We start from the raw sequence: 23,900 nt of genomic DNA on the forward strand, positions 1-23,900 counted from the left end.
TCCAGCGGCCTGCTGTACGACGTGTTGCGCCGCTACGATCCGGACCATCTGCTGTTGGCGCAAGCCGAAAGAGAAGTCCTGGAATTCCAGTTGGAGGCGCCGCGGTTGCAGGCTGCGTTGCAGGACTGCGCAGCCCGGTCGCTGGACCTGCGCACGCCGCGCGCGCTGACGCCATTGTCCTTTCCGCTATGGACGGAAAGCTTGCGCGGCCAGCTCAGCACGGAAACCTGGCAGGCCCGCGTCAAGCGCGCCGCCGCGGAATTGGAGAAGCGCTATGCCCGCATCGGGTGACGACGCGCTGGCCATCAAGCTGGCGAACGAGCCGATGGTGCTGCTGGGCGCGCGCGCCCTGTACTGGCCGGCGCGGTCGCGCTTGATCATCGCGGATCTGCATCTGGGCAAGAGCCATGTCTTTCGCCAGGCCGGCATCGCCGTGCCGCGGGGCGCGACGCAGGATGACCTGCTGCGCCTGACTCGGTTGATCGATTCCGCCGCTGCGCGCAGCCTATGGATCGTGGGCGACGTGCTGCATGGCCCGATGGCCCAGGCGGGGTGGCGGGACGCCTGGGCGCAATGGCGCCGGCGGCATGCCGACCTGGACGTGGCGGCCTTGACGGGCAACCATGACCGCGCGTTGGACGGCGCGGCGCTGAATCTGCGGCAACTGGGCGAATCATTGGCCGACGGACCCTTCCTGTTCCGGCATCTGCCGTACGCCGATCCGCAGGGCCAGCACGTCATCGCGGGCCATGTGCATCCCAAGACCCGCGTGCCCGGCGTGCCCCGCAGCTGGCCGGCGTTCTGGCTTCGGGAAGGCATCACCGTGTTGCCCGCGTTTTCCGATTTCACGGGCGGGCAAGCCGTTGGCGCGGGAGACGGCAGCGCCCTGGTGGCCTGCGTGGAGGGCAGCGCCTTGGCGGTGGGGCGTCTTGCGTCTTGCGGAACGAATCGCGAATAAATTATTATTAAGAATAATTCGCATTTCTTCCTGGGCGCAGCAAGGCCCCGATCCTCTCGTTTCCCATCGCCAGGCCTGCCCATCATGTCCGCGCCCGGGGCTTCCGCCCAAGTCATCGAAACGCTCTATGGCGACCACCACGGCTGGCTGCGCGGCTGGTTACGCAAGAAGCTGGGCAACGCCTTTGACGCCGCCGACCTGGCGCATGACACCTATGTGCGGATCATCGCCGCAGGTACGACGCCACAACCGGAGCAGTCGCGCCGTTATCTGACCCAAGTCGCCAACGGCCTGCTGATCGACCTGTACCGCCGCCGCCATATCGAAGCCGCCTATCTGGACGCCGTCGCTTGCCTGCCCGAGGCGCAGGCGCCCTCGGAAGAGGCGCGGGCGCTGGTGCTGGAGGCGCTGGTCGAAATCGACACCATCCTGCACAAGCTGCCCGCCAAGGTGCGCATGGCGTTGCTGCTGTGCAAGCTGGACGGCTTGAGCTACCGCGATATCGCCGAGCGCTTGAACGTGTCGGTGTCCTCGGTGGAGAAGTACGTGGCCGCCGCGCTGCTGGCCTGCTATCAGGCGCTTTACGATGACGCGGGCTGACGCGGCGCCCGTTGCGGCGGGCCAGATCGACCCCGCGATTGTCCGGCGCGCTTCGCAGTGGATGGCGCGGCTGTGGTCGGACAGCGCATCGGACGCGGACCTGGCGGCCTGTGCGCAGTGGCGGGCGGCGCATCCCGACCATGAGCGTGCCTGGTCCCGTCTGCAGGTCATGGACGTCAAACTGGGCAAGGCGGCGGGCCCCGGCGCCAGCCGCGCTTTGCTCGACGCGCCGTCCGGCGGGCGCCGCCGGGCCTTGCAGGCCCTGGGCCTGGCCGTGGCGGCGGGAGGGGCGGCGCTGGCCCTGCGCGAGTCCGGCGACTGGCAGGCCGTGCTGGCGGACCACCGCAGCGGCACCGGCGAGATCCGCGAAGTGTCCTTGCCTGACGGCACCCGCGTCGTGCTGAATACCCGCACGGCGATCGACGTGCGGTTCGACGCCGGTGAACGCCGGGTCATCCTCAGGCGGGGCGAGATCCTGGTGACGACGGCGACGGATAGGGCGCCCGCGCATCGTCCGTTCCGCGTGCAGAGCCGCCAGGGCATGGTGCAGGCGCTGGGTACGCGCTTCACGGTGCGCCAAGAAGCGGACCTGTCCCAGGTGGCGGTCTTCGACGGCGCGGTCGATGTGTATCCCGCTGATGCGGTCGGGGTGGACAGGGGGGTAGTCCGCGTCAATAGCGGTCAGCGGACGGTTTTTTCCGCGCAGCGGGCGGAGCCGCCCGTGGCCGCACGAGAGAGCGCAGCGGCGTGGTCTCGCGGTGTGCTGGTGGCGGAAAACATGCGGGTGGCGGATTTCCTGGAGGAGCTTGGCCGCTACCGCGCCGGCTTCCTGCGGTGCGATCCCGCCGTGGCTGACTGGCGGGTGACGGGCGTGTTTTCGGTGCTGGACACCGACCGCGCCCTGCGCAACCTGATGCTGGGACTGCCGTTGGCCGTGAACTACCGTACGCCGTACTGGGTGACCGTGCACGCCAAGCGCCCCGCGTAGGGGGCGGCGCGGAGCTGTTGCAATTTATTCTGGCCCCGCGTTGAGGATTCCGCAGGTTCGTTCGGAAGACGTCAAAAGCACCTTTCTCTTCCGCACTTCCAGGAACCGACCGATGGCACGCCGCCGCACCCTTGATCTGAACCTCCACGTCGCCGTGGCCTTGATGCTGGCCGGGGCGCCGTTGCTGCCCGTATCCGCCGCGCGGGCGCAAGCCCCCAACCCGGCCGCCAGTACTGAGTCCCCGCGCCGCTACGACATCCCCGCCGGGCCGCTCGACCGCACGCTGAACCGCTATGCCAGCGAAGCGGGCGTGGAGTTGTCTGTGGATGGCGCGTTGATCCAGGGCAAGACGTCGGCGGGACTGGCGGGCAGCTATGGTGTGCAGGAGGGGTTTGCCGAGCTGTTGCGCGGGCAGGGGTTGCGCATCCTGCGAGGGGCCGGCGGCGCCTATTCCCTGCGGCCTGCACCGACGTCCGACGCCGACGCGCGCGGCGCGACCACGCTGCCCGCGGTAACGGTGACGGGCACGTCGGAATCGGCCATGGGGCCGGTGGACGGCTATCTTGCCAAGCGCAGCGCCACAGGCACCAAGACCGACAGCACCATCCTCGAGACGCCGCAATCGATCTCGGTGGTGTCCGCGGACTTCATCAAGGAGATCGGCGCGTCGCGGCTGAAGGAAAGCCTGTCCTACACGCCGGGCATCAACACGTCGCCGTGGGGAGCGGATTCCCGGTTCGACTGGACGATCATCCGGGGCTTTGACGCGCAGACGCCCGGTTACTACCTGGACGGCTTGCAACTGCGCAACAACAACAGCTGGGCCGTCTGGCAGACCGAGGTCTACGGGGCCGAGCGCATCGAAGTGCTGCGCGGGCCGACGTCGGTACTGTATGGACAGAATGGCGCCGGCGGCATGATCAACGTGGTCAGCAAGCGGCCCACCGAGGAACCGCTGCACGAGATGGAAGTGCAGGTCGGCAACAATGCGCGGCGCCAGGTGGCGGCGGATTTTTCCGGGCCGGTGGACGAGGCGGGCAAGGTGCTCTACCGCATCACGGGCCTGGCGCGCGATGCCGAACTGCCTGCCAGCGGGTTACCCAACGACCGCTTCTACATCGCGCCGGCGTTGACCCTCAAGCCGTCCAGCGACACGACGCTGACGCTGCTGTCGCACTATCTGCGCGTACGCGATGGCAGTTCGTACGGCAGCTTCCCGGAAGCGGGCACATTGCAGCCCAACCCGAACGGCAAGTTCTCGCCCAGGACCTACGTGGGCGAACCGGGTTTTGACCGCTTCAACCAGGAACAGTGGATGGTCGGCTATATGCTGGAGCACCGATTCAACGACACCTGGACGTTGCGGCAGAACGCGCGCTACGGCTATACCAGCGTGGACTACCGGCAGGTCTACGTGCGCGGTTTTGCGACGGTCGACGCCGACAATCCCGGCGACCCTTCCAACTTCCGCCTGTTGGACCGTTATCCGTTCGGCAGCAACGAGAACGCGCGGCTCTTTACGATCGACAACCAGGCGCAAGCCAAGCTGAGGCTGGGCGATTGGCAGCACACGTTCCTGGCCGGGCTGGACTACCAGCATTCGCGCAACGGTCAGGCTACCTACAACGATGGCACGGTCGGGCCGATCGATGGCTATTCGCCGGTGCACGGCAGCCCCGTGACCCCCGCCGATCCTTGGTTCGACGGGACCACCCGACTGGCGCAGACCGGCTTTTATCTGCAAGACCAGATCAAGTGGGGCAACTGGGTCGCCACCCTGGGCGGCCGTTATGACCGGGCCTCGGCGGACGTCAGCAGCAATATCGACGGGTCGCGGACCAAGGTCGACGAGCACAATTTCAGCGGGCGCGGCGGGCTGGTGTATCTGCACCCTAGCGGTCTCGCGCCGTACTTCAGCTATGCGGAGTCGTTCTCGCCGACGGCCACCATCGATCCCGTCACCAACAATCCGATGAAGCCGGAGACGGGCCGGCAGTACGAAGTGGGCGTGCGTTACGAGCCGCCGGGCGGCACCAGCCGCTACAGCGTTGCGGCGTTCGACCTGCGGCGTCGCAACTACATTACCTATACCGAGGATTTCCTGCCCAAGCAGACGGGCGAAGTGCAGGTGCGCGGCCTGGAGTTCGAGGCCGGCTTCCGCCCCGTTCCGCAGATGAATGTGGTGGCGGCCTACACCTACACCCCCAAAGCCGATGTGACGGCCAGCAGCACGCCCAGCGAAGTCGGCAAACAGATGCAGGCGGTATCGCGCAACCAGTTTGCGCTGTGGACGGACTACCGCTTCGAGTCGGGCATCAAGGTAGGCGTGGGCGCGCGCTACACCGGACCCAACCAGGGCTATGCGGAGTCCGCATCGAAAAAGCTGCCGGGCTACACCCTGATTGATGCGATGGTCGGCTATCAGATTCAACGCTGGAACCTGGCGCTGAATGTGCGCAACCTGACCAATAAGACCTATCTGAGCAATTGCAGCCAGGGCGACTGCCGCTACGGCGACCTGCGTACGGTGCTGGCGACCGCCACCTACCGCTGGTAACGCGGCATTAAGGATGGGCTTAACGATGGGTAAACGCCCGCTAAATCACAGCGGGCGTCCGGCTCTTTATAGTGGCCGCATTGCTACCCAAGGAGCGCCGCATGTCCGATTCCACCGATACCCCAGTCCCGTCCGGCTACCCGCGTGCGGTGCTGTTCGACCTGCTGACCGCCTTGCTCGATTCCTGGACGGTCTGGAATCGCGCGGCGGGCAGCGAGGCCCAGGGCCGCGCCTGGCGCGCCGACTATCTGCGCCGCACCTACGGTTGCGGCGCGTATCAGCCATACGAACAATTGGTGCAAGAGGCCGCCGCCGCAGTGGGGCTTCCTGCCAGCGCGCCCCAGGCGCTGGAAGCGCATTGGGCGGAGCTGCCCGTGTGGGACGGGGCGCGAGCGCTGCTTGACGCCTTGCGCCCGCATTGCCGCCTGGGTGTGGTTACCAACTGTTCCGAGCGCCTGGGCCGCCAGGCAGCCAGTCTGCTGGGCGTGGACTGGGACGTGGTGGTGACGTCCGAGGAAGCGGGCTTCTACAAGCCCGATCCGCGCCCGTACGCGTTGGCCTTGGCGCGCTTGCAGCTGCCGCCGGAGGATGCCGCATTTGTTGCGGGCTCGGGCTACGACCTGTTCGGCACCAGCCAAGTGGGCCTGCGCACGTACTGGCACAACCGCGTGGGACTGTCCTTGCCCGACGGGGCGCCGGCGCCGGAGCGCGAATCGCCCAGTCTGGATGATGCGCTGCCGTGGCTGGCCCGGTTCCGCGACGGCTGACCGGTTGCGTTGTCCCGCGGCGGCCCCTTTTGGGGGCGCCTGACAATACAAAATGTTGCCGGTCGAGCGGCCGCCCCTTGCTAGCATGGTTTACGCCGGAATGATCCGGCGCACCGACGGGATAGTGGAGGTTGCCATGAGCTCAAGAACAATATTCAACCGGATCGCAGTGGTCGCGGCGGCGGGCGCGTTGCTGGCGGGGTGCGCCACGCAACAGCAGACGAACACCGCGGTCGGCACGGGCGCGGGCGCGGCGGTCGGCGCGGGTATCGGCGCCTTGATCGGGCACGGCAAGGGGGCGGCCATCGGCGCCGGCATCGGTGCCGTGGCGGGCGGTCTGGTCGGCTACAACTGGAAGGTCGTCAAAGAGGATGTGCAGCAGTCCGGCGCGTCGTCCCTGGGGATCGATGTCGTGGAAATGCCCGATGGCAGCCTGAAGGTCAACATTCCCAGCGGCGTGTCGTTCGACACCGACAAGACGCAGTTGAAGCCGGCGCTGCTGCCGGTGCTCGACAGTGTGGCGCGTTCGCTCAACCAGCATCCGGAGCTGCGCACCAAGGTGGTCGGCCACACGGACAGCACGGGCGCGCTTGCACATAACCAGACCCTGTCGGTCAACCGCGCCAAGAGCGTGACGGACTACCTTGCCAAGCAAGGCGTGGCCGCCGGGCGCATGGCGGTGGAAGGTCGTGGCCCGAATGACCCCGTCGGCGATAATGCGACCGCGGAAGGCCGCGCGCTGAACCGGCGCGTGGAAATCTACCTGTACGCGGTCAAGCAATAAGGTCTGTCATGAGCATGTTCCCTCCCGCCCGTATCGGCACCGATATCGCCGTGGCCGCGCTGTCCGGCTGGCAGGCCGCGGCCACGCGCGACGCCATCGAGAAGCGCTTTCGCTTCCCGAACTTCAACGCGGCATTCGGCTTCATGGCGCGGGTGGCCATGTTCGCGGAAAAGCTGAACCACCACCCGGAGTGGACCAACGTCTACAACCGGGTGGACGTGACGCTGACCACGCATGACGCGGGCGGCGTGACCGAACTGGATGTGCGCATGGCGCAGTTCATGGACGAGGCTGCCGCGCAGATGGGCGCCACGGCGCCGAAGGCAGGCGCTTAGGCGCCTTCGCCCGGTTCGCCGTCCGCGCCGTCTTCGCGCGCTTGCAGGTGGTCGATCAGGCGATCCAGCATGTCGCCCAGGACGCGCTGTTCGCCGGCATCCAGGCAAGCGAAGATCTCTTCATTGCGCTGTGCGATCAGCGCGATGATGCGCTGGTACTGCGCCACGCCCGCGTCGGTCGGCGTCAGTACCACTCCGCGCCCGTCGGCGGCGGACAGGGCTTTTTCAACGAGCCCGCGTTCGACCAGCGCCTGCGCCGAACGGCTGGCCTGGCCCTTGTTCAGGTTGGCCGACCGGGCCAGGTCGTTGACGGAAAGTGGCGCGTAGCGGCCGATCGCCGCCAGGCAGCGCGCTTCGCCCAAGGGGATTCCGCAGTCCGACAGGTAGGCGCGATTCGTGTCCCGGTCCGTGATCTTGTTGAGCACGTGCAGGCGATAAGTCAGGAATCGTTCCAGGGCAGGCGGTTTCACGTCGGGCGGGCAGGAGTGGCGGCGGGATAGTTTGCCACAGCGTCATCGCCCCGGCAGGCGCTCTCCGCCTGCGCCAGCAATGCCAGCGCGGACGCGGCGTCCGGTTGCCGGCTGAGCAGCGACAATCCCAGTATCGACAGGAACAGCGGGGCGTTCGGCTCACCGACGCGCGTCAGCGCCTGCGCCATGCCGGTATAGACCTGGTCCAGTTCTTCGTGGTTCATGCTTGGCCTTCCTTCTTTGCAGGCAGGGCGATCGAGGGATAGTAGGGAACAAGGGCGGCGCGCAGGCTCGCGGTGTCGGGAGCATTCCAGCGGCCCAGCACATAGCCGTCGGGGCGCAGCAGGTAGACCAGGCCGTCCGCCGCGCCATAGCGTTGCCGCAATTGGCCATGCGCGTCGTGCCAGCCGCCTGCGCCCACGCGCACGACTTGCAGGGGATGCGGCGAGCCTTGTGTCGCGGCCACCAGTGCATCCAGCTCCGCCGACAGGGGCGCGGCGGGCGAAACCGCCAGCGCCACGAAGCCGTTGCCGAAGCGCTCGCTCAGATAGCGGGGCGCATCGCCGTCCTGCAATAACGCGTCGGGCGCGGGCTGGCCGGGCGCGGCGGCGGGGCCGGCCTCGCGGGCGCCGTCCGCCAGGTTCAGGGGCGAGGTGTCGTAGGAAATGGGTGTGGATTGGCGCGGGTTGATCAACGGCCGCACCGTGTCGTCCGCCAAGGCCAGCCGCAAGGCGGCCTCGCGCATCAGGCGGAAACCGAAATCCGGCGGCGCCATGAATTCGGTGCTCTTGGCGCCGTAGGCCAGATTCTGCCGGGTGGCGTGGACGCGTTCGACGCTGTAGCTGTCCAACAGGCTGCCGGGCGCCTGGCCCTTGAGCACCCAGGCAAGTTTCCAGGCCAGGTTGCCGGCGTCGTCCAGGCCGGAATTCAGGCCTCGCACGCCGAAGATCGGCACCAGGTGGCCGGCGTCGCCGGCGAACAGCACGCGGCCATGGCGGTACTGGTCCAGCGTCAGGCACTTGGCGTTGTAGATGGAAATCCACAGCGGCTTCCAGGGGGCGGTCTCGCCGATCATGTCCAGATGGCTTTGCACACGCGGCAGCACGTTCTCGGGCTTGACGGCTTCGTCAGGGTCTTCGTCGTCGCGGATCTGGTAGTCCACGCGCCACACGTTGCCCGGCTGGCGATGCATCAGCAGCGTTGAACCGGGGTTGGAGGGCGGATCGAACCAGGCCAGGCGCTCGACGGGTCGGTTGGAGGCCTGTTCGATGTCGACGATGACGTAGCGGCCTTCGTACTGCATGCCTTCCAGTTTCAGGCCCATCGCCTCGCGCACGGTGCTGCGTCCGCCGTCGCAGGCGACGAGCCAGTCTGCGCGCACGGTCTGGCGTTGGCCACCGGCATCGACCTCAACCGAGACGCCGTCCGCATCCGTGTGCAATCCGGCCACCCGGGCCGACCATTGCAGCGCAGCCAATCCGGGGTGGCGCCGCATGGCCTGATGGGCGTATTCCTCGATCGAATACTGCTGGATGTTGACCATCGGCGCATAGCGCTGCAGCGGGTCGTGCGGCATTTCAAAGTGCAGGACTTCCCGGTCGCGGAAGTAGCTGCGCCCGCCGGTCCAGGGCAGGCCGGTCGCGGTCAAGGGCTGGTCGGCCCCGGTCCAGCTCAGGATTTCCTGGGACCGGCGGGATATGCAGATGGCGCGGCTGCCGGAGCAGTAATCGTCGTCGGCCTCCACCGTCAGCGAGGCGATGCCGTATTCGGCCAGCAGGGCGGCCAGCGTGAGTCCGACGGGGCCTCCGCCGGCGATCAGGACGGGAACATGCGAGGGGAGCGGCATCTTGTCTCCGATTAATAGTTGTGTGCGCAACTATATTCCTGAAAAGGTTGTGTGCGCAACTATTTATGCGGGGCGAAAAAAAACCCGCCGGATCAGGGCGGGTCTTGCGGGACGACGTCGCCGGCGTCAGTTGCGCACGTAATAGATGCGCATCGCCTGCTGCTTCTGGCCGCCGTCCATTACGCGCAGCACCACCACCTTGGGGGTGAAGCCGTCGGGCAGCTTCAACTGGCCCAGGGCGTAGTCGTAGCGGTCGACATTCAGCGCCGGGCCTTCCGGCGTGACGGTGGCGGCGCGCCCGTTGGGGTAGCTGCCATCGATGGAGAACGTGAGCGTGCCCTTGAAGGGCGCGCCCGTGCGCTCTTCGCGCATGACCAGCACCTGGTAGTCCAGCTGGCCGGGGGCGCGCTTGAACGTCGCCGAGCGGATGCCCAGGTTGCCGCCGCGAGGATCGGGCGGCATGGCGTCCTGGAACAGGACCAGTTCCTTGTTCATGGTTTCGATCTTGCTGCGCGCATCGGCCAGATCGGACGTCAGTTTCTCGTGGCCGGACTTGTTGGCGTCGCGCTGCTGGGTGGCTTCGTCCAGTTGCGTCTGCAGGCGCTGACGTTCCAGGTTGGAGGCGCTCAGTTCGCTATGCAGTGACTCGGACTGCTCCACCGTCAGCCGTTGCGGACCGTAGTTGGTTTGCAGGAAGAGCACGCCGCCCGCACCCAGGGCAATCCCCACAAGAAGCAGGACGAGCCAGCGCGGCAGGCGTCGCGTGCGTTGACCGGGTTGGTATACGGAGGGCTTGAACACGGCCCGTTGCGATCTTCCAAACATCCCCATTCCTAGAAAACTTCCTGTGTGTTGCTCGTCCGCGCGGTGCCCGCGCGTGCCAAAGCGTCAGAGAATACCCCGTTACCCGGGGGCGATGGGTGCGCGGAAAATCCTGGTTGCGCACCTTGATATTGTGAAATATGTGAGCATCAACGCGCCGCCGCGTGGAGCTCGGCGTCCAGGTCGGCAAGCCGTTCAGGGGTGCCGACATCAGTCCATCGGCCGGTATGGTGTGCGCCGCGAGCAAGGCCTTGGGCCATGGCCTGCCGAAAAAGGGGCAGCATGGGCATTGCCGCGCCGCGCGGGACTTCCGAGAACAACGAGGGATGGTAGACGGCGATGCCTGCGTAGGTCAAACGAGGTTCCCCCTGGGCATGCAGGATGCCGTCGGGCGCCAGCCGGAAATCGCCGTTGGGATGCTGGACGGGGTTGTCCACCATCAGCAGCCAGGCCCCGCCGTCGGGCAGGCTGGCGGCCAGGCCAGGGGCGGCTGCGGGGTTCCAGTCGCAAAAGACGTCCCCGTTCATCACCAGAAAAGGGGCGTCGCCCAGCAACGGCAGCGCCTGGGCGATGCCGCCGGCCGTTTCCAGCGCGGTGCCTTCCGCCGAATAGCGGATCCGCACCCCGAAGGCGCCGCCGTCTCCCAATGCGCGCTCGATCTCGTGGCCGAGCCAGGCGTGGTTGATGACGACGTCGCGGATGCCGGCCGCGGCCAGGCGCTCCAGGTGCCAGACGATCAGCGGCTTGCCGCCGACCGCCAGCAGGGGCTTGGGCAGCGTGTCGGTCAGCGGGCGCATGCGTTCGCCGCGGCCCGCGGCAAGAATCATCGCCTGCATCAGAACGTGTACCCGACACTGACTTGGCGGTCGTCCAGCTTGTCCAGCAGGCGCAGCAGGGGGGTGAAGACGCCATAACGCTGGACGACCTGGCGCACGTAGCCGTTTACGCGGGGCATGTGGGCCAGGTAGTGCGCCTTGCCATCACGGTGGTTCAGGCGTGCGAAGACACCCAGAATGCGCAGGTTGCGCTGCAGGCCCATCCATTCGTAGGCACGGTGGAAATCGGCGAAATCGGCTTCTACCGGCAACCCGGCGGCGCGCGCCATTTCCCAGTAGCGAATGGCCCAGTCCAGCTGCTGCGGCTCTTCCCACGTAGTGCGGGCGTCGGTCACCAGGGACGCGAGGTCATAGGTGATGGGGCCGGCCAGGGCGTCCTGGAAGTCGATGATGCCGGGGTTGGGGCCGTATTGCGGCTGATCGCAGACCATCAGGTTGGGCGAATGGAAATCGCGGTGCACCAGCACTTGCGCCTGACCGCCATTGCTGGCCGACAGCAGCGCGAAGATCTTTTCCAGGGAGTTCGCGGTCTTGTCGTCCAGCGTCACGCCATGGTGCTTCTGCACGTACCACTCGGGGAACAGCTTGAGCTCGTCGGCCAGGCGGGCCGAGTCATAAGAGGCCAGCCCGGCGGTGGATGCCTTCTGCAGCTGGACCAGGGCCGCCAGCGCGTCGCGATAGAGTGTCTGGAGCTGGCTGTCGGACAGGCCGGCCTGGATGCGCTGGTAATACGTCTGTTCGCCCAGGTCGGACAGCAGCAGCAAGCCCAGGCCCAGGTCCTGCGCCAGCACCTTGGGCACGTTCAAGCCGGCGTCGGCCAGCAATTGCCCCACGTGCAGGAAGGGGCGGCAGTCTTCATGGGCCGGGGGCGCGTCCATGACAATCAGGGGGCGCTCGCCGGCGTCCAGCCTGAAATACCGCCGGAAACTGGCGTCCGCGGAGGCCGGGCGCAGCGTGCCCACGGCCAGATCCAGGTCGGCGGACAGGCTTTCCAGCCAGTTGCGGATCTGCGCCAGGCGGGGGTCGTGATCGTTTTTCAAGGAAGATCCGTGTCAGAAAGGCAATATTGCTGAAATTTACGTTCGGCGCACATAAGGCTGGGCGTATGGCGCGGCTTCTCTATAATACCGGCTCGTTTCCGTTCGCATTGGCCCTTCAGTGGCGCCGGTGTCAGGTTCTCCCATCGTCAAAAAAAGGGCTGTTTTCACTCGTGCGCAAGGTTCGGTGGTTGATCCTCTCTGCTGTCAGCGTCGCCGCCGGGGCTGTTCAGGCCCAAGGTAGCCAGGGTCCGGCTTCCGCCGCATCATCCGCTACCGCGTCGCCCGCGGCCCCCGTGCTGCGCACGTCCCCCGGTTTGCGGGTGCATCGCCTGCCCGACGGCAGCATCCCCGCCTACATGGAAGCGGACAGCATCGAGGGCGATCCTGATTCCGACCTGACCCTGACCGGCAGCGCGCAAGTGCGCCGCATCGACGGCATCATCAAGGGCGACCGCATCAATTACCGCAAGGATACGGGCGAAGTCGACGTGCAGGGCAGCGCGCGCATGATGCGCGATGGCACGCTGGTGACCGGTCCGAACGCCAAGTTCAACGTCGACAAATATTCCGGCGAAGTCGAAAAGCCCAACTTCTGGATGGGCGCTACCGGCGGTTTCGCCGTGGCCGAGCACGCGGACATCTTCAGCAAGTCGCAGATGCGGCTGCATACCGTCACGTACAGCGGCTGCTCGTGCGAGACGCCGTCCTGGTACATCAAGGCCAACACGGTCGACATCGACTTCGACGAGAACGAAGGCGTGGCGCGCAATGGCGTGCTGTATTTCAAGGATGTGCCGATCCTGGCGTCCCCCTACATGACCTTTCCGGTCAAGAAGGAACGCAAGTCGGGCTTCCTGATGCCGACCTACGGCACGACCAGCCAGGGCGGTTTCGATTTCTCGCTGCCGTATTACCTGAACCTGGCGCCCAATTACGACGCCACGATCCAGCCCCGCTACTTCTCCAAGCGCGGCATGCAGCTGGGTGGTGAATTCCGTTACATGGGGGCGGGATATGCGGGGACCCTGGACGGTACCTATCTGCCTAACGACAACGTCACCAGCGAAGACCGCTGGATGTACTGGTGGCGTCATCAGCAGCAGTTCTCGCATGGTTTCTATGCGGACTGGGACATCGCCAAGGTTTCGGACGACAACTATTTCCGCGACATTTCGCAGCTGGGCCTGAACCAGGCCTCCACGACCTACCTGCCGCAGCGCGCGCGGGTGGGCTGGGCCTCGACGTACTGGAGCACGTACGCGCAGGTCTACAAATACCAGACGCTGCAAGATCCGGATGCGCCGCTGGTGCCGCCTTACGACAAGGTGCCCGAACTCTACCTGCGCGGCGCCCGCTATGACTGGGGCGGCTTTGACGTGGACTGGACGTCGACGGCGGTCCGCTTCCAGATTCCTACTGTGGCCGGCAGGCGCAGCGGCCCCGAAGGCGATCGCCTGCAGTCCTATCCGACCGTGTCCTATCCGATCGTGCGGCCGGGCTGGTTCGTCATCCCGAAGGCAGGCGTGAACTACACGCAGTACCAGACCAATTGGTACGGCACGGACTGGTTCAACCGCAATGCGAACACGCCCAACGCGAACACCTCTTTCGGCTATCCGGCATCGCAATCGCGCACGGTGCCGATCATGTCCCTGGATGCGGGCCTGATCTTCGAACGCGACACCTCGCTGTTCGGCAAGGCGTCCACGCAGACCCTGGAACCGCGCCTGTACTACCTGCGCGTGCCGTACCGCGACCAGTCCAAGATACCGGTCTACGATACGTCGTTGGCGGATTTCAGTTTCTCGCAGGCTTTTGAAGAGAACATCTACACGGGCGGCTGGGACCGGATTTCCAATGCCAACCAGCTGACGGCGGCACTGACGACGCGGTGGCTGGATGCCAACACCGGCTTCGAACGGATGTCGCTGGCCGTGGCGCAGCGACTGTATTTCGCCGACCAGCAGGTCACGCTTCCTGGCGAGACGCCGCGTGAAAACGTGCGCTCCGACTTCCTCGTGGGCGCCAGCGCCGCGCTGACCGACACGCTCAGCACCGACGTGGCGGCCCAGTACAACCCCTATGACAACCAGTGGTCGCGCGGATTGATCAGCGCGCGCTGGTCGCCGCAGCGTCTGACGACGGTGGCCGTGTCGTACCGTTATCAGCGCGATCCGCAGACTGGGGTGTCGTATCAGCCGCAGGGCCAGAACCAGGTCAGCCTGGCGCTGCAATGGCCCTTCACGAAGCGCTGGTACGGTGTTGGCCGTGTCGATTATTCCTTGCGCTCCGGGCCGTCCAGCACGGTGGCCAACACCACGGAATCGCCCCGCGTCACGCAGGCTATCGCCGGCCTGGAGTACAAAGGCGATTGCTGCTGGGTGGGCCGCGTGGTCTACCAGCGCTATGCCGTATCGGCTACGGACGCCAACTCCGCAGTGTTCTTCCAGCTTGAGCTGACGGGTCTGGGTTCCCTGGGAACCGATCCGATGAACCTGCTGAACAGAAGTATCCCCGGCTACACCAGCATTACACCGCCCGTGCCGGCTGGGACCACATTTGAAAGGTATGAATGATGCGTAGGTTGCACTCTTTGCGCCGCCTGTCCGGCAGCGCGCTGTTGCTGGCCCTTTGCGCCGGCCTGCCCGCCGCGCATGCGGCCGAGCAGACGGGCCGGGCCGCAAGCAATGGCGCCAAGGCCGCCCCGCAGGCTGCGGCTCCCGCAGCGAAAGGCGAGCAGTTCGTCGATGGCATCGCGGCCGTGGTCGACAAGGACGTGATCACGCTGCGCGAATTGCGCGAAGCGTCGCTCCGCATTTCCGGTGAACTGAAGTCGCGCGGCATCCAGGTGCCCGATGACCAGACCTTGCAGCATCAGGTCCTGCAGCGTTTGATCATGGAGCGCGTGCAGCGCCATGAAGCCGATCGCCTGGGCATCCGCGTGGATGACGCCCAGATCGATCAGGCGATCCAGACCATTGCCGGGCGCAACAAGATCAGCGTGGCGCAACTGCGCGGCGAAATTGAAAAATCGGGCACGACGTGGGATGCCTACCGCAAGTCGCTGCGCGACGAGATCCGTACGGATCGACTGCGCCAGCGCGCGGTGGACTCCACCATCGTCATCTCCGACACCGAAGTCGATGCCTTCCTGAAGGACCAGCGCCGCAATCCGGCGTTCGGCGCAGCGCCGCAAGCCCAGCCGCAGCCGCAGGCACAGCCGGAACCCGCGCCCGAGCAGGCTGCGGCGCCCACCGGCCCGATGCTCTACGCGTTGGCGCAGATCCTCGTTCGCGTGCCGGAAGGCTCGTCGTCCGAACAGCTTGCCGCGTTGCGCAAGAAGGCTGAAGGCATCCTGGCGCGCGCCAAGCGCGGCGATGATTTCGCCAGCCTGGCTGCGGCGGCCTCGGACGGCCCCGAAGCCTTGCAAGGCGGCGTCATGGGCGTGCGTCCGTTGGACGGTTGGCCTGACCTGTTCGTCAAGGCCATCGGCAATCTGCAGAAGGGCGAGGTGACGAACCTGATCCAGAGCGGCAACGGTTTCCACATCATCAAGGTGATGGACCGCGGCACGGCGCAACCGGCGCCCGGCCGCACCGCGCGTGCCCCGGCGCCCGCACAGGCCCCGCAGCCTGCGGCGCGCCCGCAGGCCCCTGCCGCGCCGCAAGGCCCGACGGAAGTCATGCAGACCCGCGCGCGCCACATCCTGATCAAGACTTCCACCGTCATGAGCGACGAAACCGCACGCCAGCGCCTGGAACAAGTGCGTCAGCGCCTGGTGGCCGGCGATGCGAAGTTCGAAGACATGGCGCGCCAATATTCGCAGGACTCGACCGCGCCGCAAGGCGGCGAACTGGGATGGTTGAACCCGGGTGAAACCGTGCCGCCGTTCGAAGCCGCCATGAACGCGTTGAAGCCGGGCGAAATCAGCCCCCCGATCCAGTCGCCTTTCGGTTGGCACTTGATCCAGGTTGAAGAGCGCCGCCAACACGACGTTACCGACGAGCTGGCCCGCATGAAGGCGCGCCAGATCCTGTTCGAACGCCGTGCCCAGCCTGCTTTCGAAGATTGGCTCGACCAGTTGCGCGCGCAAGCGTACGTCGACAACCGTCTTGAAAAGCAGCAGAAGATCCAGCAGAACAACCGCTAAACGCATTACGGGCTTTTCATGTCTCAACACCAGGCGCGCAAGCGCTTTGGCCAGAACTTCCTGACCGACGAAAGCGTCGTCGAGTCCATCGTCCGGGCGGTTGCTCCCGCCCGCGACGATGCCGTGGTCGAGATCGGCCCGGGTTTGTCTGCGCTTACCCGGCCGCTGCTCGAGCGGTTGGATCACCTGACCGCGGTCGAGATCGACCGCGATCTGGCCGCCCGCCTGCGCAAGCAGTTCGAGGCAAACCGCCTGACGGTGGTCGAAGCCGACGCGCTGACGGTGGACTTTTCGCAGTTCGGCAACGCGCTGCGTGTCGTGGGCAATCTGCCCTACAACATCTCCAGCCCGTTGCTGTTCCATCTGATGACGTGGGCCGACCACATCCGCGACCAGCATTTCATGCTGCAGCGCGAGGTGATCGACCGCATGGTGGCGCAGCCCGGCTCGGGCGATTTCAGCCGCTTGTCCGTGATGCTGCAATCGCGCTACCGGATGCACAAGCTGTTCGACGTGCCGCCGGAAGCTTTCGACCCGCCGCCCAAGGTGGTGTCGGCCATCGTGCGCATGGTGCCGCTGCCTGCGGACCGCTTGCGTCCGGTCAGCCCGCGGGCTTTTGAAACGGTGGTGGCACGCGCGTTCTCGCAGCGCCGCAAGATGCTGCGCCGCGTGCTGGCCGACTGGGCGCCGCAGGTGCCCTGGGAAGCCCTGGACATCGCTCCCACGGCGCGCGCGGAAGACATCTCGGTGGACCGCTACATCCGCTTGTCGGATGCGCTGGTGGAAGCGGGCATTCTGCAGTCAGCTTGAGCCGTGATCCCCAATGAAAAAGCCCGCGCGATGCGGGCTTTTTCATTGAGGCGGAACGTGAATCGCAGGATGGGTGGCGCGGTCCGGGCACCGTCCAAAGATTGAAGCGCCCCGAGCGATAACCTCGCACAAAGGTCAACGCCCCGTGTCAACAAGGCCACCCGCGCATCACAACATGCGCTTTTGCGCCGCCATCCAAAGCAGCATCACGTCGCGTGCGCGATCGGCAAGCAGCTTTTCCGCATCGGTCAGCGCCTGTTGCAGCGTGATGGGGCCGGGAGCGAGGCTGAATGCCGCGCTGATGCCGCAGGCGTGCAGCGCTTCATAGCCGTCGCCCAGCGAGCCCGCCAGCGCGACGACCGGCACGCCTGCCTGCTGCGCGATCCGGGCCACGCCTGCCGGCGTCTTGCCGCGCAGCGTCTGCGCGTCCATGCGGCCTTCGCCGGTGAACACCAGCGTGGCGCCTTCAATGGCCTGCGCCAGTCCGCCCAGTTCCGCCACGATCTCGACGCCGGGCCGGAAGTGCGCTTGCAGGAACGCCTTGGCGGCGAATCCCAGGCCGCCGGCGGCGCCGGCGCCGGGTTCATTGCGGTGGTCTGCGCCCAGGTGCTGCGCGCAGACATCGGCGAAATTCGTCAGCATCTGATCCAGCGCCAGCACCTGTTCCGGCGTGGCGCCTTTTTGCGGCCCGAAGATATGCGAGGCGCCTTGCGGACCGCACAGCGGGTTGTCGACGTCCGAGGCGATGTCGATGCGGATGCCGGCCAAGCGCGGGTCCAACCCGCGCGTGTCGATGCGGGCCAGCTTGCCCAGCGATCCGCCGCCGGGCGGCAGGCTGTGGCCTTCCGCATCCATGAAGCGCACGCCCAACGCCGTCAGCATGCCGGCGCCGGCGTCGTTGGTGGCCGAGCCGCCCAGTCCCAGGATGATGCGCGTGGCGCCCGCGTTGATGGCGGCCAGCATCAGTTCGCCCACGCCGTGGCTGCTGGCGCGCATCGGGTCGCGCTTGGACGGGGCAATCAGTTCCAGGCCGGCTGCGGCCGCCATTTCGATGACGGCGGTGCCGTCTTCCAGCAAGCCCCAGACGGCGTCGACCTTATGGCCCAGCGCATCGTTGACGGTCAGCTGCCGCTCTTTGCCGCCCGTGGCGGCCAGCACGGCTTCGACCGTGCCTTCGCCGCCGTCGGCCATCGGCACGCATATCGTGTGAGCGCCGGGGCTGGCGGCTTTGACGCCGCGCGCAATGGCCGCCGCCGCATCGGGCGCGGAAACGCTTTCTTTGAAAGAGTCGGGAGCGATGACGATTTTCACGGTTTGATTGGGCTGGTTGTAGGGTGGTGTGATGACCATGATACCCGTGCGGACGCAGGCGGCGTACCATAACGCTTTCGTTGTTTTCGCGAGAGTGGACCGTCATGCCTGTATTGCGCCGCACCAAAATTGTCGCCACCCTGGGCCCTTCGACTTCGTCGCCCGAACGCATTGATGCATTGATCCGCGCAGGCCTGGATGTGGCCCGCCTGAACTTCTCGCACGGCAGCGCGGACGACCATCGCGAGCGCGCCCGGCTGGTGCGCGAGATCGCCGCCAGGCAAGGGCGCTTCGTCGCCATCATGGGCGACCTGCAGGGCCCCAAGATCCGCATCGCGCGCTTCACGGACAAGCTGGTGCAATTGCAGGTGGGCCAACCGTTCACCCTGTCGCGCGTGCATCCCAAGGAGGCCGGCAACGCCAGCATCGTGGGCATCGATTACCCCGAACTCGTGACCGACTGCCGCGTTGGCGACGAGCTGCTGCTCGATGACGGCCGCGTCGTGCTGGTAGTGGACCGCGTGGAAGGCGACGAGGTCCACACGACCGTCACCGTGGGCGGCCCGCTGTCGAACAACAAGGGCATCAACCGCCGCGGCGGCGGCTTGTCCGCGCCCAGCCTGACCGACAAGGACCGTGTCGACATCAAGCTTGCCGCGGAAATGGAACTGGACTATGTGGCCGTGTCGTTCCCGCGCTACGGCAGCGATATCGACGAAGCCCGCACCTTGCTGGCCGAAGCCGGCAGCCAGGCCTGGATCATCGCGAAGATCGAGCGCGCCGAAGCGGTGGCCGACGACGAAGCGCTGGACGCCCTGATCCGCGCCAGCGACGGCGTGATGGTGGCGCGCGGCGACCTGGGCGTGGAAGTGGGCGATGCCGAACTGGTGGGCATCCAGAAGCGCATCATTCAGCACGCGCGCACGCTGAACAAGGTCGTGATCACGGCCACGCAGATGATGGAGTCGATGATCTCCAGCCCCATGCCCACGCGCGCCGAAGTGTCGGACGTGGCCAATGCGGTGCTGGACTACACGGACGCCGTCATGCTGTCGGCCGAAAGCGCATCGGGCCAGTATCCGGTGGAGGCCGTGCAGGCGATGGCGCGCGTGTGCCTGGGCGCCGAAAAGCACCCGACCACCACGAAATCGCATCACCGCGTGGGCGAGACTTTCACCCGCTGCGACGAGACCATCGCGCTGGCGGCCATGTATGCGGCCAACCACTTCCCTGGCGTGAAGGCGGTCATCGCGCTGACGGAAAGCGGGCACACGCCCTTGATCATGTCGCGCATCCGGTCCGGCGTGCCGATCTACTGCTACAGCCCGCATAGCCTGACGCAGAATCGCGTGGCGATGTTCCGCGGCGTCTATACCGTGCCGTTCTCGCCGTCGGACTACGAACCGGCGGACCTCAGCAACGCCGCCATCGACGAATTGCGCAAGCGCAACCTGGTGAAGACGGGCGATTGGGTCATCCTGACCAAGGGCGACTTCTACCGCGACAGCGGCGGCACCAACGGCATGAAGATCCTGCTGGTGGACTAAGGCGGCGCACGCGGGGCAGGCGCCCCGCCGCGGCGCTCAGCCGAAGAACCAGTAGCACACGCCGATCGCGGCCAGCACGCCGGCCAGGTCGGCAATCAGCGCGCAGCCCACCGCGTGGCGCGCACGCAGTATCCCCACCGATCCGAAATACACCGCCAGCACGTAGAAGGTGGTCTCGGTGCTGCCTTGCACCACCGCAGCCAGCAGGGCGGGGAAGCTGTCCACGCCGTGGTGCGTCATGGTTTCCAGCATCATGGCGCGCGCCGCGCTGCCCGAGAACGGCTTGACCAGCGCGGTGGGCAGGGCGTCGACGAAACGCGTGTCCCAGCCCGCGTATTGCGCCAGCCACCGGATGCCGTCCAGCAGGAAATCCAATGCGCCCGAGGCCCGCAGCACGCCTACGGCGCACAGCATCGCCACCAGGTAGGGCAGCAGGCTCTTGGCGATGTCGAAGCCTTCCTTGGCGCCCTCGATGAAGGCCTCGTAGACGGGCACCTTCTTCCAGGCGCCCGCGATCAGGAATGCCAGCAGGATGCCGAACAGCGTCAGGTTGCCCAGCAGCGACGACAGCGTGGCGATGGCAGCGGCCGACATGCTGGCCAGGAGCGCCATGAAGCCGCCCATGATCAGCGCCGCTCCACCCAGCCACAACATCACGACCGGGTCCGTCAGGCGCAGCCGCTGGCAGGCGGCGACCGCCAGGAAACCGGCCAGCGTGGAGGCGCTGGTGGCCAGCAGGATGGGCAGGAACACCAGCGTCGGATCGGTCGCGCCCTGTTGCGCGCGGAACATGAAGAGCGTGACGGGCAGCAGGGTCAGCGACGAGGCGTTCAGCACCAGGAACAGGATCTGCGCGTTGCTGGCGGTTTCCGGCGTGGGGTTCAGCGATTGCAGTTCCCGCATGGCGCGCAGGCCGATCGGCGTGGCCGCATTGTCCAGCCCCAGGCCGTTGGCGGCGAAGTTCAGCGTGATCAGGCCGATGGCGGGGTGGTTGCGGGGCACCTCCGGCATCAGGCGCGCGAACAGCGGCCCCAGCAGCCGGGCCAGTTTTTCCACCATCCCGGCGCCTTCGGCGATGCGCAGGAACCCCAGCCACAACGTCAGCGTGCCGAACAGCAGCACCATGACTTCCACGGAGACGCGCGCCATGTCGAACAGGCTGGCCACCATCAGCCGGAAGACATCGGGGTCGCCGACGGCCAGCCAGCGGTAGAGGGCGGCGGCTGCGGCAGTCAGGAAAAAGCCCAGCCAGAGTTTGTTCAGCATGCGGAATGTGCCCGGATAGCGGTTGATTGCGCACCAGCGCGGCGACGCCCATTGTCGCAGAGTCGGCACGCCCCGGCTTGGCCGCCCGCCGCCAATTCTGGTACTTTGGCCTGATACGCCCTAGGGCCATAACAGTGAGGGACACTCATGGATTTCAATGCCTGGCGCCGGCGCCGCATTTCGGAACCTGCGTATCGCTGGGCGCGCGGCGCCCTGCCGCCCATGTCCGCGACCGAGCGCGAGGCCATCGAGGCCGGAGACACCTGGTGGGATGCTGACCTGTTCACGGGCAACCCCGATTGGCGCAAGCTGCTGGACGTGCCCGCCGCCACGCTGACCCGCGAAGAGCAGGCCTTCATCGACGGCCCGGTGGCCCAGTTGTGCGCCATGCTGGACGAATGGGACATCACCTGGCGCCGGCGCGACCTGCCGCCGGAAGTCTGGGCGTTCCTGAAGGCGCAGCGCTTCTTCGGCATGATCATTCCGCGGCGCTATGGCGGGCTGGGCTTTTCGCCCTATGCGCATTCCGAAGTCGTGCGGCGGATCTCGGCGTACTCCGTGACGGCGGGCGTGACCGTCATGGTGCCGAATTCGCTGGGCCCGGGCGAATTGCTGATGCAGTTCGGCACGCCCGCGCAGCGCGACTACTGGCTGCCCCGCCTGGCCGACGGCCGCGAAGTGCCGTGCTTCGGCCTGACAAGCCCCGAGGCGGGCTCGGATGCCGCATCCATGGTGGACACCGGTGTCGTCTGCCGGCAGGTGGTGGACGGCCGTGAACTGATCGGTATCCGGCTCAACTGGCACAAGCGCTATATCACGCTGGGGCCGGTCGCCACGGTGCTGGGCCTGGCCTTCAAGATGTCCGACCCCGACGGCATCCTGGGCGGCGCCAAGGACATCGGCATTTCGGTGGCGCTCGTGCCCACCGAGGCGCCGGGCGTCGAGATCGGGCGGCGCCACCTGCCCGCGATGCAGGTGTTCCAGAACGGCCCCAACAAGGGCCGCGACGTGTTCGTGCCGCTGGACGCGCTGATCGGCGGCGAGGCCCGCGCGGGCCAGGGCTGGAAGATGCTGATGAGCGCGCTGGCGGCGGGGCGCGGCATCTCGCTGCCGTCGCTGTCGGCGGCCGCGGCGGTCATGTGCGCGCACACGACGGGCATGTATGCGCGGGTGCGCGAACAATTCGGCATCCCCGTCGGCAAGTTCGAAGGCGTGCAGGAACAACTGGCCCAGCTGGCGGGCAATGCCTATATGGTGGAAGCCGCCCGGCGCCTGACCTGCGCCGCGTTGAACCAGGACGTGAAGCCGGCGGTGGTGTCGGGCATCATGAAATACCACGCGACCGAGCGCATGCGCGGCTCGGTCAATGCCGCGATGGACGTGCACGCCGGCCGCGCCGTCATCGACGGGCCCAGCAATTACCTGGGCGGGCTGTACCGCGCGGTGCCCATCGCCATCACGGTCGAAGGCGCCAACATCCTGACGCGTAACCTGATCATCTTCGGCCAGGGCGCCATCCGCGCCCACCCCTATCTGATGCCGGAGATGCTGGCGCTGGCCAACCCGGACGAAGAACGCGGCATCGAGGTCTTCCACGACGTGTTCTGGCGACACCTGCGCCATGCCGGCAAGAACACGTTGCGCGCCATCGGCCGCGCCTGGACGGGCGCGGTGCTGGCGCCGTCGCCGGTGTCGGGGCCGACGGCCGGCCACTACCGGCGGCTGGGGCGCTATTCGTCTGGCTTCGCGCTGCTGGCGGACGCCACCCTGGCGCAACTGGGCGGCGGGCTGAAGCGGCGCGAAATGATCTCGGCGCGGTTGGGCGACGTCCTGTCCGAGCTGTATCTGCTGTCGGCGGTGCTCAAGCGCTGGGAGGACGAAGGGCGCAAGCACGACGACCTGCCGCTGGTGCATTGGTGCATGGAACAAGGCTACGCCAGCATCGAGAAAAGCCTGGATCAGGTGCTGCGCAACCTGCCGGGGCGGGTGCTGGCTTGGGGCCTGCGCGCGGCCATCCTGCCGCTGCGCCTGGCCAGGGGGCCGAGCGACGCCTTGACGCGCGAGTGCGCCGAACTGCTCTTGAAACCGTCTCCCACGCATGTGCGGCTGGCGGCCGACCTGCAGCGGGAACCGGGCAATCCCCCGGCGACGGGCGTGCTGCTGGGAGGTGGCCGGGCGGGCGGCGACCCGTTGGGCGAGCTGACTCGCGCGTTCGCGCTGGTGGATGCCGTGCAGCCAATCCGCGACCGCCTGCGGCAATCCGGCGTGCGCGACTGGCGCGAAGCGCATCAGCGCGGCGCGATCACCGACACGCAGGCCGCGCAGCTGGAAGCGGCGGAGGCCCTGGTGTCGCAGGTCTTGCAGGTGGATGATTTCGCGCCGGAAGACTTGTCGCCGCAGGCGGCAACCGCAGCAGATGCGCCTGCTGCGGCGCATCCGAACCCGGGCGGTTAGTCGTCGGCGTTCGGGTCCATGCCCGGAAACAGGATTTCGGTGAAGCCGAACTTCGAGAAATCCTGGATGCGCGACGGATACAGGCGGCCGATCAGGTGGTCGCATTCATGCTGCACCACGCGGGCGTGAAAGCCTTCGGCTTCACGCTCGATCAACTGGCCGTAGGGGTCGCGCCCGCTGTAGCGGATGTGGCGATAGCGCGGCACCTGCCCGCGCAGCCCGGGCACCGACAGGCAGCCTTCCCAGCCGTCTTCCATCTCGTCCGACAAGGGCGTGATGACGGGATTGCACAGGATGGTTTGCGGCACCGGGGGCGCATCGGGGTAGCGTTCGTTGCGGTCGAAGCCGAAGATCACCAG

Annotated in this window: 21 protein-coding genes and 1 pseudogene; 13 read left to right on the forward strand and 9 right to left on the reverse strand. The window is 66.8% G+C overall.

What is annotated here, in order from left to right; genetic code table 11:
- The 8 genes and pseudogenes from ACO6D5_RS15000 to ACO6D5_RS15035 all read left to right on the forward strand — a co-directional run.
- A pseudogene (locus ACO6D5_RS15000) lies at positions 1-291 on the forward strand (DNA ligase-associated DEXH box helicase); the annotation flags it as partial.
- Entirely contained in the window at positions 275-958 is a 684-nt protein-coding gene (gene pdeM / locus ACO6D5_RS15005) for a ligase-associated DNA damage response endonuclease PdeM (RefSeq protein WP_485825811.1), read from the forward strand. The pseudogene ACO6D5_RS15000 and the gene pdeM, both read left to right, overlap by 17 nt.
- Positions 959-1,042: 84 nt before the next feature.
- Complete coding sequence (locus tag ACO6D5_RS15010) at positions 1,043-1,558, forward strand: sigma-70 family RNA polymerase sigma factor (protein ID WP_485825812.1); 516 nt, start codon at positions 1,043-1,045, stop codon at positions 1,556-1,558.
- Entirely contained in the window at positions 1,545-2,546 is a 1,002-nt protein-coding gene (locus ACO6D5_RS15015) for a FecR domain-containing protein (RefSeq protein WP_485825813.1), read from the forward strand. Before ACO6D5_RS15010 ends, ACO6D5_RS15015 begins: the two co-directional genes overlap by 14 nt.
- A gap of 112 nt (positions 2,547-2,658) precedes the next feature.
- On the forward strand, positions 2,659-5,103 hold the full coding sequence (locus ACO6D5_RS15020; RefSeq protein ID WP_485825814.1) for a TonB-dependent siderophore receptor: 2,445 nt from the start codon (positions 2,659-2,661) through the stop codon (positions 5,101-5,103).
- 101 nt (positions 5,104-5,204) lie between these two features.
- Positions 5,205-5,870, forward strand: coding sequence for an HAD family hydrolase (locus ACO6D5_RS15025; RefSeq protein ID WP_485825815.1), 666 nt, complete (start codon positions 5,205-5,207; stop codon positions 5,868-5,870).
- A gap of 136 nt (positions 5,871-6,006) precedes the next feature.
- Complete coding sequence (locus ACO6D5_RS15030; RefSeq protein ID WP_485825816.1) at positions 6,007-6,654, forward strand: YiaD family glycine zipper/OmpA-like lipoprotein; 648 nt, start codon at positions 6,007-6,009, stop codon at positions 6,652-6,654.
- Between the two features lie 8 nt (positions 6,655-6,662).
- Positions 6,663-6,989: a 4a-hydroxytetrahydrobiopterin dehydratase gene (locus tag ACO6D5_RS15035; RefSeq protein ID WP_315844763.1), complete on the forward strand. Its 327-nt coding sequence runs from the start codon at positions 6,663-6,665 to the stop codon at positions 6,987-6,989.
- On the opposite strand, the gene ACO6D5_RS15040 is transcribed toward ACO6D5_RS15035, so the two are convergent.
- The 6 genes from ACO6D5_RS15040 to ACO6D5_RS15065 all read right to left on the reverse strand — a co-directional run bounded on the left by ACO6D5_RS15040 (position 6,986) and on the right by ACO6D5_RS15065 (position 12,003).
- The gene (locus tag ACO6D5_RS15040) at positions 6,986-7,459 is read right to left on the reverse strand and encodes a MarR family winged helix-turn-helix transcriptional regulator (RefSeq protein ID WP_485825817.1); all 474 of its coding nucleotides are present in this window, start codon (positions 7,457-7,459) and stop codon (positions 6,986-6,988) included. The genes ACO6D5_RS15035 and ACO6D5_RS15040 overlap by 4 nt on opposite strands.
- Entirely contained in the window at positions 7,456-7,683 is a 228-nt protein-coding gene (locus ACO6D5_RS15045) for a hypothetical protein (RefSeq protein WP_315844761.1), read from the reverse strand. The genes ACO6D5_RS15040 and ACO6D5_RS15045 overlap by 4 nt, the downstream gene beginning before the upstream one ends.
- On the reverse strand, positions 7,680-9,305 hold the full coding sequence (locus ACO6D5_RS15050; RefSeq protein ID WP_485825818.1) for an FAD-dependent monooxygenase: 1,626 nt from the start codon (positions 9,303-9,305) through the stop codon (positions 7,680-7,682). The genes ACO6D5_RS15045 and ACO6D5_RS15050 overlap by 4 nt, the downstream gene beginning before the upstream one ends.
- A gap of 126 nt (positions 9,306-9,431) precedes the next feature.
- Entirely contained in the window at positions 9,432-10,130 is a 699-nt protein-coding gene (locus ACO6D5_RS15055) for a DUF6776 family protein (RefSeq protein WP_088587669.1), read from the reverse strand.
- A 146-nt stretch (positions 10,131-10,276) separates the two neighbouring features.
- Positions 10,277-10,963 (reverse strand): N-acetylmuramate alpha-1-phosphate uridylyltransferase MurU, encoded by a 687-nt coding sequence (gene murU / locus ACO6D5_RS15060; RefSeq protein ID WP_485825819.1) that lies wholly within the window; start codon positions 10,961-10,963, stop codon positions 10,277-10,279.
- Positions 10,963-12,003: an aminoglycoside phosphotransferase family protein gene (locus ACO6D5_RS15065; RefSeq protein ID WP_485825820.1), complete on the reverse strand. Its 1,041-nt coding sequence runs from the start codon at positions 12,001-12,003 to the stop codon at positions 10,963-10,965. Before ACO6D5_RS15065 ends, murU begins: the two co-directional genes overlap by 1 nt.
- Before the next feature lie 170 nt (positions 12,004-12,173).
- On the opposite strand from ACO6D5_RS15065, the gene ACO6D5_RS15070 reads away from it, so the two are divergent.
- The 3 genes from ACO6D5_RS15070 to rsmA are packed head-to-tail and all read left to right on the forward strand — an operon-like array spanning position 12,174 to position 16,963.
- On the forward strand, positions 12,174-14,579 hold the full coding sequence (locus ACO6D5_RS15070) for an LPS-assembly protein LptD (protein ID WP_485825821.1): 2,406 nt from the start codon (positions 12,174-12,176) through the stop codon (positions 14,577-14,579).
- Positions 14,576-16,153, forward strand: coding sequence for a peptidylprolyl isomerase (locus tag ACO6D5_RS15075; RefSeq protein ID WP_315845699.1), 1,578 nt, complete (start codon positions 14,576-14,578; stop codon positions 16,151-16,153). The genes ACO6D5_RS15070 and ACO6D5_RS15075 overlap by 4 nt, the downstream gene beginning before the upstream one ends.
- 18 nt (positions 16,154-16,171) lie before the next feature.
- Positions 16,172-16,963, forward strand: a complete 792-nt coding sequence (gene rsmA, locus ACO6D5_RS15080) for a 16S rRNA (adenine(1518)-N(6)/adenine(1519)-N(6))-dimethyltransferase RsmA (protein ID WP_315845698.1) — start codon at positions 16,172-16,174, stop codon at positions 16,961-16,963.
- A gap of 168 nt (positions 16,964-17,131) precedes the next feature.
- Here rsmA and ACO6D5_RS15085 read toward each other — a convergent pair whose 3' ends face one another.
- Positions 17,132-18,274, reverse strand: a complete 1,143-nt coding sequence (locus ACO6D5_RS15085) for a glycerate kinase (RefSeq protein ID WP_485825845.1) — start codon at positions 18,272-18,274, stop codon at positions 17,132-17,134.
- A gap of 104 nt (positions 18,275-18,378) precedes the next feature.
- Here ACO6D5_RS15085 and pyk point away from each other — a divergent pair, with 104 nt between their 5' ends.
- Positions 18,379-19,821: a pyruvate kinase gene (pyk, locus tag ACO6D5_RS15090; protein ID WP_485825822.1), complete on the forward strand. Its 1,443-nt coding sequence runs from the start codon at positions 18,379-18,381 to the stop codon at positions 19,819-19,821.
- A 36-nt stretch (positions 19,822-19,857) separates the two neighbouring features.
- On the opposite strand, the gene ACO6D5_RS15095 is transcribed toward pyk, so the two are convergent.
- Complete coding sequence (locus ACO6D5_RS15095) at positions 19,858-21,087, reverse strand: nucleoside recognition domain-containing protein (protein ID WP_485825823.1); 1,230 nt, start codon at positions 21,085-21,087, stop codon at positions 19,858-19,860.
- Positions 21,088-21,234: 147 nt separating this feature from the next.
- Between ACO6D5_RS15095 and ACO6D5_RS15100 the strand changes: the two genes are divergently transcribed.
- Complete coding sequence (locus ACO6D5_RS15100) at positions 21,235-23,541, forward strand: acyl-CoA dehydrogenase (protein WP_485825824.1); 2,307 nt, start codon at positions 21,235-21,237, stop codon at positions 23,539-23,541.
- Here ACO6D5_RS15100 and ACO6D5_RS15105 read toward each other — a convergent pair.
- Positions 23,538-23,900, reverse strand: a 363-nt coding sequence (locus ACO6D5_RS15105) for a peptide deformylase (protein WP_485825825.1), incomplete at its 5' end; no start/stop codon positions are given. The two genes, ACO6D5_RS15100 and ACO6D5_RS15105, sit on opposite strands and share 4 nt — an antisense overlap.

The sequence above is a fragment of the Achromobacter sp. genome (assembly GCF_057314935.1).